This window comes from Nonomuraea sp. NPDC051298 (assembly GCF_055586305.1).
Genome location: NZ_JBVJIM010000042.1, coordinates 13,860 through 23,373, shown reverse-complemented (window position 1 = coordinate 23,373; position 9,514 = coordinate 13,860). Strand labels below are relative to the sequence as shown.

Sequence of the window (9,514 nt, the reverse complement as noted above, 5' to 3'; positions counted from 1 at the left end):
GTCAGGGCCGGGATGCCGTACGCAACCCCACCCGGGCGGGGTCAGACGTTCCATGCCTGTTCGTTGGTGCGCGGGGCCTCCTCACGCTTGAGGTCCTCGGCGTGGACCTGCCGGAACAGGGCGCCGATCTCCTCGGCCTGCGAGACGAGCTGGGCGTGCGCCATGTACAGCTGGCCCAGCGCCTCGACCACGGACTCGTGGATCGGGTACTCGCCCTGCAGGCGGACGGTGTAGGTGCGCAACGCCATGCCGACGTTCGCCGGCACCTCCGGAAGCTGGTCCAGCTCCCGGGCCACCTGGAACATGTCGATCGGGGCGTGCGCGGCCGCGGCGGCGTTCAGCTCGGCAGCCGCGGCGGCAAGCGGGTTCGCACTCATGCGGGTCCTCCTCGTGTAGGTGCTGGATGCGGTGTGGGGGTGACGGCGCCGGTCCTGACCGGTCGCCATGGCCTGGGTCTCCTCTGGTTGCTTGCGGAAGAAGCGCAGTTCGGTGCCGCACGCGCACCGGACCGTCCGGCCGTCCTGGCCGGGCGGGATCGTGGTGGTGTGCCAGGTGCCGCAACTGGAGCACTTGGCGCTGCCGGTGACGGCCTGGCCGTCGCGGTCCCAGTCGTCGGGCGGGTCTTCAATCGGCGCGCGGAAGAACCGGATCCGATGGCCGCAGGGGCAGGTGACCCAGACGTCGTCTTTGTCGCTGGGGATGATGGCGGTGTTCCTGGCTCCGCAGCGCGGGCACTCGGCGCTCGCCTTCAGGGCCGGGTCGCCGTCGCCAGCCGACGTCGTCTCCGGCGTCTCAGCGGCCGTTTCGGCCTGGCTGCCGGTCTCAGCCTCGGCGGCCTCGGCTTTGCGTGCCTTGCGGCGGCGCCAGGCCTCGGCCAGCACCGCGACCAGAGCCAGGATCGGGCCGGTCACCGGCCCATGCCAGCCCAGGATGGCCGCGGCGCGACGCCGGCGAGCGCGGAAGCTGCCCTCCCGGCCGCCGACCGTGGCGGCCCGATAGGCGGCCGACACACGACGGCCGGTCTTGCGGTCAGCCCACACCGCCGCCTTGCGAGCACCCATCACGGCGGCCCGGGCAGCAGCGCGGGCGGCCCGACCGGCCCGGCCGCCGGTCTTGCGGTTGACCCAGGTGGCGGCGCGGCGGGCACCTCGGGTCACCGTCTTGGCGCCGGCAGCAGTCTTGCGGGCCACCGTGCGGGTGGCTGTGCGAGTGGCCTGGCCTGCGCCGACGACCTGACGACGGACTGTGCCCATCGCCGTCGGGCGCTTGCCCGCGGCCTGCCGGCCGCTGCCGTGCCCACCGCTGTGACCACTGCCGTGCCCGCCGGCGCCCCGTCGACCAGCCCGGCCCGGACGGGCAGAACGGGAGGGGGAGGCGTGCCCAGCAGCCGCAGGCGCGCCCGCGGCCGGGCGGCCTGTGCGCCCCGCACGAGGCGCACCCGCGCGGCCTGACCTGCTGGAGCCGGTGCTGAACAGCGCACTACCAGCGGACTTGCCGAACGGCTTCCGGCCGCCGAACAGGCCGCCGGAAGCCGACTTGCCGCTCTTGGAGTTCGACCCCGTCGTCCAGCCGGTGCCGGACTGCGCCCGGCCCTGGCCACGCCGGTGGCGGATGTAGGCCACAGCGCCGCCACCGGCCAGCACACCACCGGCGACCAGCCCGGCCAGGCCGGTGAGCTGGTAGAGCAGCCCCAGCACCACCGTGGCGCCGGTCGCGCCACCGACGGCCAGGTGACCGGCCGGGATCCCCTCCGGGTCCTCCTCAACCTCCTCCTCGTGCTCCTCGTGCTCGGCCTCCTGGTCGACGTCGTCGACCGGCAGCTCCTCGACCGGCTGCGGCGCCGGGCGGGTCTCCTCGAAGCTCTCGACCGGCTCAACCGGCTCGACCATCGGGTCCTCGTGCGTCATCAGTGCTCACCTCCCGTCCGGCGGGGCCGGGGCTTGGGGGTCGGTGGGGGAGAGACGGCGGCCGCCAACCGGTGGCGGGCCGTGTTGATCGCGGGCAGCGCCGACAGCCCGGCCACCAGGCCGGACAGCCACGCCACCATCGGCTCGGGAAGCGGGGTGAAGGTCAGCCCCCACCAGGCCGCGGCCGACAAAACGGCGATGGCCACCAGGTGGCCCGTCACCGACTCGGCACGGTGTCGCTTGGCCCGGCTCATCGGGGCACCTCCGCCGACGGCCAGTCCAGCCAGCAGCACACCGTGCGGCAGGTCGGCTCCGCGCGCACCTCGTAGCTGTCGGCCAGCGCCTTGACCAGGGCCAGGCCGTGCCCGCCCTCGCCCTCGCCCCGAGCCGCCCTCACCAGGACGGGCCCCATGTCGATGCAGGTCACCCCCACCGAATGGGCGTTCGGGTCCACCTCCAGCTGCAGCGCGTACCGGCCGCCCGGCGCGCCGGACACGGAGTGCAGGATGGCGTTGGTCGTCAGCTCGCTGACGACCAGGACGACGTCGTCGACGCGGCCGCACCCGGCGGGCAGCACCTCACGCGCCCAGGCGCGAGCCTGGCCGATGGAGGCCGCCGTGCCGTCGAACGAGCGGGCACACGCCGTCGGCACGCTGATCGTGGCCGCCATCACGCCGCCCCCCGGTGCGTCGACGGGACGGCCGCCTGCGCCAGCAGCACCACCGGCCGCGCCCCCGCGGGCGGCACCTGGCCGTGCTCGGCCAGGTGCTCGCGCACGTAGACCAGCGGATCCGGCTCGCCGAGCACGGCGGCCGCCACGCTCGCCCTGGATGCGGCCAGCAGCTCGCTGTAGGCGGCCGCCAGCATCACCAGCTCGTTGTGGGACAGCCCCTGAACAGCGGAAACGGTGGTGGTGCTCATGCCGCCGCACCTCCCACCCCGGCCAGGAAGGCGTGCACGTCGGCGCAGCGCACCAGCACGTCACAGTCGTTCTCGGGCACATCCAGCCGGAACCAGCTCTCGCCGGCGTGGCGGGCCACGACCGCCTGGCAGGCCAGGCTCACCCCGCTCGCCAGCCAGGTGACCAGGAGACCGGCCGCGTCGGGCACCTGCACGACGATGGTGTCGGCCCGGCTCCAGTGGGCGGTCAGCACACCCGTGCCCCACCGGCCGAACATGCCGCCGGCCTGGCGCACGGCGATCGTGCGCTGCCGATCGGGCAGCAGCATCGCCAGCTCGGCGTGCCAGTCGATCAAGTCGTCCTCGTCACCCAGCGGCACCTCGCGCAGCGTGGCGTTGACGAACTGTTCCAGCACCTTGGTCGAGCAGTACAGGACCGCCTCGCCGCCGCCGGCCTGGGGGTCGTCGGGCGCGATCGTGATGACGGTGTGGCCGGGCTCGGTGTGCGGGCCGAACACGACCCGGTCCGGCCCGATCCACCGCGCCGAGTCGAGGTAGTCGATCAGGAGCGTGCGGGAGAACGTGGCGCCCGCGGCCAGCTCGCTGCCGTGGTCGACGTAGGCCAGCGACACCGCGTACGGGTCAGCCGCGTCGTAGAACAGCGTCCCCAGGTACCGATCGTCGGGCCGGCCGGCCGGGAACAGGGTCAGGTGCTCGGTCACGATCGGCTTCATACCGGCGCCCCCTCGGCCAGCTCGTCTCGAAGCGTCGCGGCGGTCCCGGGCGCGCATCGCAGCGTCCTGCGGATCTCCTCCGCGCTCGGCTGCCTGCCGATCTCGCCCTGGCCGATCAGCCCGCGCAAGATCTCCCGGTGCTCATCGATCGATCGACGCGGCGCGGGATCGGCCTCACGCGGCGGCTCGATCGATCGACGCCGGGGACGATCGACGGCAGGCTTACGCGTCCGATCGATCGACCCGGTCGACTCTGCCCCCTCGATCGATCGACCCTTCGGCGGCTCGATCGATCGACGCTCCCGAGGATCGATCCGGACAGTCTCGATCGACTCGATCCACGCACCCGTCTCGATCGAGTCGATCGACACGGCGGGCGTCGGCGCGATCGAGGCAGGCGCGACCAGGGCATGCGTGGGTCGATTGACCGGCACGATCGGGATCGGCCGACCGATCACCAGCCCGCCGACCATCGACAGCTCACCCTTCTTGACCGCCCGGCGATCGGCCTTGGCCTGACGGCCCAGGATCCGGCGAGACAGCCGGCGATCGCGGCGGCTGGCGTCCGGGCCCACGCCGTACCGGTCGATCCACGCGGACTCCCACGCCTGATCCGGCGAGCATGCCGGGCCACGAGCGGCGGCGATGCTGGCGGCCTGCCACGACAGCCGCGGGTAGCGCACCCGCCGCCACAGCGCCGTCCGCAGCTCGGCCAGCGACCGACCGCTCTTGCGCTGCCGGCGGGCCATCACGGTCAGCTCCCACAGCCCGACCCCCAGCAGGGAGGCCAGGCCGCGCACGATGCCGACCTGCAGCCCGTCCGAGCCGAACGCCTCGCCGACGGCCCCGTGCCAGACGTTCATCGCCGCGGCGGTCAGCGCCAGCAGCCACGTCCACGCCCGCAGGCGCCCGGTCGGCTTCTCCGCCTCCAGCGCCTTGTGCGTCAGCCACGCCAGGTACCAGGCGCTGCCCTCCAGCGCCACCGGCACAGTGAACGCCAGCCCGCCCAGCTGCATGACCTGCGTGCCGAACTCCAGCTGGCCGTCCCACGCGATCGCGATCGGCGCGCCCATGGCGATCGCGCCGACCAGCAGCGGCACCCGCCCAGCGACCGCACGAACACTCGCCTGGGCTGCCTTGCCCAGCCAGGCCCGGCGTTTCTGCCACAGCCTGGCCATCTCGGCGTTGTGGGCCCGCTGGGCCTGGGCCTTGCGCTCCTGACGCTCGGCACGCGCCTGTGCGGCCTGCTCAGCCTGGCGCGCCTGCAGCTCCATCCGCTGCGCCTCGACGCGCAGCATGGTCTCGGCGCGCGTCGCCTCCGCCTCCGCCAGGCGTGTCTCGGCGTCGGCGGACGCCACCGCCCGGGCGGCCTTGGTGTCCCAGTAGGTGGTCATCAGGAACACACCCCCCGGTCGCTACCGTTTTCGCTGGTCAGAGGGGTGGTGTGGGGGTCACACGTGGGAGGGTGTGTGGGGTCCCACGTGGGGCCCTCACGGTCGGAGACGACACCGGCGTCGACCGGTGCCTGATCAGCAGGCCGGCGCCGGAACAGGTTGCGCCACGACCGGCGACGGCCGCGGTGCTCGTTGACGGCGGCCGCGACGTCGGCGACCTCGCGGGCCACGTCGATCAAGCCCCGGTCGACGACGGCGGTCAGCTCCGCCATCTGGTCGGCGACGCCGGCGCTCTGCTCGACGCCGGACGTCAGGGCGCTGGCCAGGCCACGCACCGCGTCGGCGATGTCGGCCAGGTCCTCACGCACCGCGCGCAGCTCGTGGACCTGGCCGCGCAGCTCGGCGAGCTCGCCGGCCACGGCCAGCACCGCGTGCCCGGTCGCGGCCTGCGCCGCGTACAACGCGGTCGCGGCGTCGTCGCCCTTGCGCAACGCCTGGCGACGCCGCTCGTTGTACGTGGAGGAGTTGTCGTAGAAGCGGTCCTTGTTCGCCGCGTCAGCCAGCAGGGCACGGGCCTCGTGGCCAGCGGACCTGGTGACCGGTCGGCTCTCTGCCTGGCTCTCCGCGTTCGCCTTGGCGATCAGCGTGTCGGCCAGGAGCATGACGATCTCGACCCCGGCCGCGCCGTCGATGTCGTTCTTCCAGTTCGCCAGCCCGTTGGTGGGGGCGATGGCGTCGCGCAGGTCGGCGAGCGTGTCGAGTGAACGCACCCGGGCCGGGGGACCGTAGGTGTCGCTCATCTGCCGCTCGACCTCGGCCACCTCGCGCGGGCCGTGAATGTCGAGCATCCGTCCGGCCGAGGTGAACACGCCGACGTGCGCCCACTTCCAGACGCCGTCAACAAGCTGCTGAACCAGCGCGAACGGCCAACCGGTCCGCTCATGCATCGCGGCGGCCAGGCGGTGGCACTGAGCGAACCCGAACAGCTCGACGGCGTCGGCGTCGACCACACCCGGGCGCAGACGGAACTCCGTCTGACCGTGGAAGCTGGGCTTTTCCAGCTTGATGGTCACCACGACGTCGGCCAGAGGCTGCCGAGCAGCCAGCTCAGCCAACACCGGGTAGCGCACGGGGTCCAGGGAGATAGGCGGAGCGGTGGTGGGGGTAGCGGTCGAGGTCATCAGGCGCACACCGCCTTTGCCGCTCCGAACTCGGAGCCCAACAGGGCCAGGACCTCGGACGGACGGAACCGGTGGAAGCCACCGGGGGTGCGAACGGAACGCAGCTTGCCGGCCTTCGCCCAACGGCTCACGGTCTTGGGGTCGACGCGGAACATCCGCGCCACCTCAACCGGCGTGAGCAGTTGTTCGTCGGCCGTTACCTGCGCAATGATGTTGTTCACGGGTCGTTTTCTCCTGCTTCGCAAGGTGGGGAACATGAAGCGATCCAGGTGGCCCCGGCGCTGGAATCGCTGGGGCCACACGCTTTTGTCAGGGGCTCGTGATCACCCTCTTTCGTGTGCGCTCGCGGTCGTAGTCGGTCGCAGAAAGACCTGGACGCTGGCAAATCCAGCACGTCAAAGCGCCATAGGCAGCCCACGTCACGTCGCAATAGGGGCAGATGCGGTGCCCTCGCGGCAGGTCAATGCCGAGACCGATCGTCTGTTCAGCGAGGGCAGCAGCGCCTACGCTTCGAGCAATACCGGTATTGTGATCCACAAGTACGATAATGAAACGGACACGAGGCGCTGTCAAGGGATCGCAAGACCGGTATTAGTCTCGGAAGTCACAAGGATCGCAATCTGTCCGGGACGGGATGCGCACAGAAGGGTGGTGTCGCTCATGATGGCTGTCCGGTACCGCGAGATCGCGGCGGATTTGCGCCGCGCGATCAAGGCAGGCGAGTACCTGCCCGGGTCGAGCCTGCCGACCCACATGGAGCTACTCGAGCGCTACCAGGTCTCGCGCACAACCATGAACACCGCCCTTGGCATTCTGGAGGCAGAACGCCTCATTCGCGGGGTGCCCGGTCAGGGCGTCTTCGTCCTCGACTGGCGTCCCGTTCGGGTTGCTTTGAGCCGTTACGCAGCCGTCTTGGAGCCCGGGGGACAGTTGGGCCCGTGGGAGACGGCCTGTCAGCGAGCCGGGGTCGCCGGCGGCATGATTACGGTCGAGGTCGACCGCGAGCCCGCCGATGCCGAAGTCGCCGAAGCGCTGGGGATCAGCCCCGGCGAGGAGGTGGTACGCCGAAGCCGTCACGCCACCATCGACCGGGCGACCGTTCAACTCCACACCGCCTACTACCCGGCCCAGCTTGTGGAAGGGACCCCACTCGCCGGGGCGGACAAGGTCACGGGCGGTGTATACGGCGCGATGCGCGCCGTGGGCATGCAACCGACCAGAGCTGATGAGAAGATCGGAACCCGCCCAGCCGCCTCGGAAGAGGCGGCTGAGCTTGCCCTCTCCCCTGGCGCCTTCGTTCTGACGGTTGACCGTGTGACCCGCGACGACGCTGGCCAGGCTCTGGAGTTCCTCCGCATGGTGATCGACCCAGCGCGAACCGAACTTGTGTATGACGGGCTGCCGCTGGTCCCTGCCCGAAGCTGACGGCCCAGGGCGCCCTACGTCGTTAACGGCGTTAAGGCCTGTAGGTGTCCTACAAATAGCTGTGAGGTTCCGAGGGCCGCCCGTTAACGGCGTTAAGACCTGTAGACAGCCTACTTATCGTCGCTCAGTCCCTTCCTCAAGATGGCGGCTGCGTCCTCAAGGATCTTCAGGATCGCGCGAGCTTTCGCGGGATGGCGGTGAGCCATCTGACGGAGTGCTCGCTGATCGCTGACCACGTTGGCGGCCCCTTCCAGCCGCAGTGCCTCGTTCAGGCTGACCTCTTGGAAAGGCTCCCCGCGGCCGGGCGCGGTCAGCGGCTCCGGGTTCACGGGCTGCGGCTGGGCGGGCGAAGGGGGAGTCGTTCTCCCACCGTCAGACGATGCGGGAGCCGACCGCTCAGGCTTGGGGCCCGGGGCCGACGTACCCAAGACCGGTGCTGGTCCAGGCTGAGAGAGCGGCTCAGTGATGGGCGCTATGGCCGGGGACAGCATGCCTGGGTCCGGCTCTGGCTCTGGCCAGATCTGCTGGTCGTGTGACAGCCTGCCGAGCCTGCGTGCGTCCTCCAGTTTGAGATCACCCTTGATGAGTGCCTGCTGGAGCTCCGGCTGCAGGCCAAGTAGTGCCAGCCGAAACGACACCCACGCCCCCGACTTGCCCAAGAGAGCTGCTGCTTTCCCCTGAGACAAGCCGTCCTCCGCCATGAGGTCGCGGATCGCGTGTGCTTCCTCCAACGGCGACAGATCGTCGCGCTGCACATTCTCGATCAGCGCGGTCCGCCGCGACGCCACGGCCGCGTCCTCCCGGACCTTGACGGGCGCCTCGTTCAGCCCTGCCAGTTCGCCTGCGTGGCGGCGTCGGTGGCCGATGAGGATGACGAATGGCTTGTCGCCGATCCCGCCGTCCTGGATGGGCTTGTCGTGTTCGGGGTGAGCCTCGAGCCAGTTTTCGCGCGGGACGAGAACGAGGTCCTGGAGGATGCCGCTCTCCTTGATGGTGGCGGCCAGCCCTTCCAGATCGCGGAGCGCGTCTCGGGGGTTGTCGGGGTTGTCGGCCATGTCGGCGAACTTGACTTTGTCCGGCCAGCGGGGCTCATGAAGATTGCCAACCCTGAGCGATGAGAGGCTGGTGCGGCGGCCTGAGGCTGCAACGCTCACCGCGGCAGCCTCTCGAACTCCAGAGCCAGCTTGTAGAAGTCCTGGCGGGCCTCCAGCGACACCCTGTTCTTGGGGTATGTGGTGACGACCAGACCGTTCGCCGAAGCGTCCGTGTGGACGCGGTAGTGGCGGATCACCGTCTTGGCGCGAGGCCAGCCGTGGTTGTCCACGAACCCGATGGTCTCGTCTCGGGAACGAGTTCCATCACGGGGATCCCAGTTGTTGACGACCACCATGTACGGCAGCCCTCGCTTCTTCACGACGTGCTCGATGGTGTTGTACGTCGGATCGAACGCCAGCGGTTCAGCCTCAATGGGGACGAGCACGTCGTCCGCGATCTCCAGGATGGCCCGCAGTGCGTCGGCGAACGCCGAGTCGTCGAAGGGGTCCTGGGCGTTGAGATTGTCGGTCGGCATCCAGCCAGGAGTGTCTACCCAGATGTGCTTGATGCCGGGCAGGTTCGGCAGGTCTCGTAGCTCGTCCAGGTTCTCGTAGCCCTGCACGAAGTGGAACGGCAGCGCCCGGCCGGCGGCCTTGTCGGGGTCGGTCGTGAGCAGTTCCTCGTAGACACTGACCACTCGGTCCGCCCACCAGACTGCGGAGCCCTGGGGGTCAAGCGAGAGGACGACGGTGGAGTCTTCTTCTCCGGCGGTGTCGGCGTTCACCGCTGCGAGTTGGACGGCGTTCGTGGATTTCCCGACGCCGCCCTTCTGGTTGACGACGGCGTGGACCTTCGCCATGGGATGGCTCTCCTTCTTCCGTGTGCTTCCCAGCCCTGTGGGCTGGTACTTCGGACGTGGAGCCACTCTGTCAGATGAT

Annotated in this window: 11 protein-coding genes; 1 reads left to right on the top strand and 10 read right to left on the bottom strand. The window is 70.4% G+C overall.

Annotated features, from left to right (window positions below; all coding sequences use genetic code 11):
* Positions 1 to 41: 41 nt before the first annotated feature.
* Genes ACZ6S0_RS50705 through ACZ6S0_RS50670 form a run of 8 tightly spaced genes read right to left on the bottom strand, consistent with a single transcriptional unit; the run spans position 42 to position 6,328 of the window.
* Positions 42 to 1,907 carry a hypothetical protein gene (locus ACZ6S0_RS50705; protein ID WP_465927960.1) on the bottom strand — a complete coding sequence of 622 codons (1,866 nt, stop codon included), beginning with the start codon at positions 1,905 to 1,907 and terminating at the stop codon, positions 42 to 44.
* On the bottom strand, positions 1,907 to 2,161 hold the full coding sequence (locus ACZ6S0_RS50700; protein WP_465927958.1) for a hypothetical protein: 255 nt from the start codon (positions 2,159 to 2,161) through the stop codon (positions 1,907 to 1,909). Before ACZ6S0_RS50700 ends, ACZ6S0_RS50705 begins: the two co-directional genes overlap by 1 nt.
* Entirely contained in the window at positions 2,158 to 2,577 is a 420-nt protein-coding gene (locus ACZ6S0_RS50695; protein ID WP_465927956.1) for an ATP-binding protein, read from the bottom strand. The genes ACZ6S0_RS50700 and ACZ6S0_RS50695 overlap by 4 nt, the downstream gene beginning before the upstream one ends.
* Positions 2,577 to 2,828: a hypothetical protein gene (locus ACZ6S0_RS50690; RefSeq protein WP_465927954.1), complete on the bottom strand. Its 252-nt coding sequence runs from the start codon at positions 2,826 to 2,828 to the stop codon at positions 2,577 to 2,579. Before ACZ6S0_RS50690 ends, ACZ6S0_RS50695 begins: the two co-directional genes overlap by 1 nt.
* Positions 2,825 to 3,541 (bottom strand): SsgA family sporulation/cell division regulator, encoded by a 717-nt coding sequence (locus ACZ6S0_RS50685; protein WP_465927952.1) that lies wholly within the window; start codon positions 3,539 to 3,541, stop codon positions 2,825 to 2,827. The genes ACZ6S0_RS50690 and ACZ6S0_RS50685 overlap by 4 nt, the downstream gene beginning before the upstream one ends.
* Positions 3,538 to 4,935: a DUF2637 domain-containing protein gene (locus ACZ6S0_RS50680; RefSeq protein WP_465927950.1), complete on the bottom strand. Its 1,398-nt coding sequence runs from the start codon at positions 4,933 to 4,935 to the stop codon at positions 3,538 to 3,540. Before ACZ6S0_RS50680 ends, ACZ6S0_RS50685 begins: the two co-directional genes overlap by 4 nt.
* Entirely contained in the window at positions 4,935 to 6,116 is a 1,182-nt protein-coding gene (locus ACZ6S0_RS50675) for a hypothetical protein (protein ID WP_465927948.1), read from the bottom strand. Before ACZ6S0_RS50675 ends, ACZ6S0_RS50680 begins: the two co-directional genes overlap by 1 nt.
* On the bottom strand, positions 6,116 to 6,328 hold the full coding sequence (locus tag ACZ6S0_RS50670; RefSeq protein ID WP_465928004.1) for a BldC family transcriptional regulator: 213 nt from the start codon (positions 6,326 to 6,328) through the stop codon (positions 6,116 to 6,118). The genes ACZ6S0_RS50675 and ACZ6S0_RS50670 overlap by 1 nt, the downstream gene beginning before the upstream one ends.
* 232 nt (positions 6,329 to 6,560) lie before the next feature.
* On the opposite strand from ACZ6S0_RS50670, the gene ACZ6S0_RS50665 reads away from it, so the two are divergent.
* A complete protein-coding gene (locus ACZ6S0_RS50665; protein WP_465927946.1) occupies positions 6,561 to 7,541 on the top strand; it encodes a GntR family transcriptional regulator in 981 nt (326 codons plus the stop codon).
* 110 nt (positions 7,542 to 7,651) lie between these two features.
* Here ACZ6S0_RS50665 and ACZ6S0_RS50660 read toward each other — a convergent pair whose 3' ends face one another.
* A complete protein-coding gene (locus ACZ6S0_RS50660; protein WP_465927944.1) occupies positions 7,652 to 8,695 on the bottom strand; it encodes a ParB/RepB/Spo0J family partition protein in 1,044 nt (347 codons plus the stop codon).
* Positions 8,692 to 9,435 carry a ParA family protein gene (locus tag ACZ6S0_RS50655; RefSeq protein WP_465927942.1) on the bottom strand — a complete coding sequence of 248 codons (744 nt, stop codon included), beginning with the start codon at positions 9,433 to 9,435 and terminating at the stop codon, positions 8,692 to 8,694. The genes ACZ6S0_RS50660 and ACZ6S0_RS50655 overlap by 4 nt, the downstream gene beginning before the upstream one ends.
* Positions 9,436 to 9,514: the final 79 nt, after the last annotated feature.

Excerpts from the sequence above, each read along its gene's own strand:
- ACZ6S0_RS50705 (WP_465927960.1), bottom strand. The coding sequence starts at position 1,907 with ATGACGCACGAGGACCCGATGGTCGAGCCGGTTGAGCCGGTCGAGAGC.
- ACZ6S0_RS50700 (WP_465927958.1), bottom strand. The coding sequence starts at position 2,161 with ATGAGCCGGGCCAAGCGACACCGTGCCGAGTCGGTGACGGGCCACCTG.
- ACZ6S0_RS50695 (WP_465927956.1), bottom strand. The coding sequence starts at position 2,577 with ATGGCGGCCACGATCAGCGTGCCGACGGCGTGTGCCCGCTCGTTCGAC.
- ACZ6S0_RS50690 (WP_465927954.1), bottom strand. The coding sequence starts at position 2,828 with ATGAGCACCACCACCGTTTCCGCTGTTCAGGGGCTGTCCCACAACGAG.
- ACZ6S0_RS50685 (WP_465927952.1), bottom strand. The coding sequence starts at position 3,541 with ATGAAGCCGATCGTGACCGAGCACCTGACCCTGTTCCCGGCCGGCCGG.
- ACZ6S0_RS50680 (WP_465927950.1), bottom strand. The coding sequence starts at position 4,935 with ATGACCACCTACTGGGACACCAAGGCCGCCCGGGCGGTGGCGTCCGCC.
- ACZ6S0_RS50675 (WP_465927948.1), bottom strand. The coding sequence starts at position 6,116 with ATGACCTCGACCGCTACCCCCACCACCGCTCCGCCTATCTCCCTGGAC.
- ACZ6S0_RS50655 (WP_465927942.1), bottom strand. The coding sequence starts at position 9,435 with ATGGCGAAGGTCCACGCCGTCGTCAACCAGAAGGGCGGCGTCGGGAAA.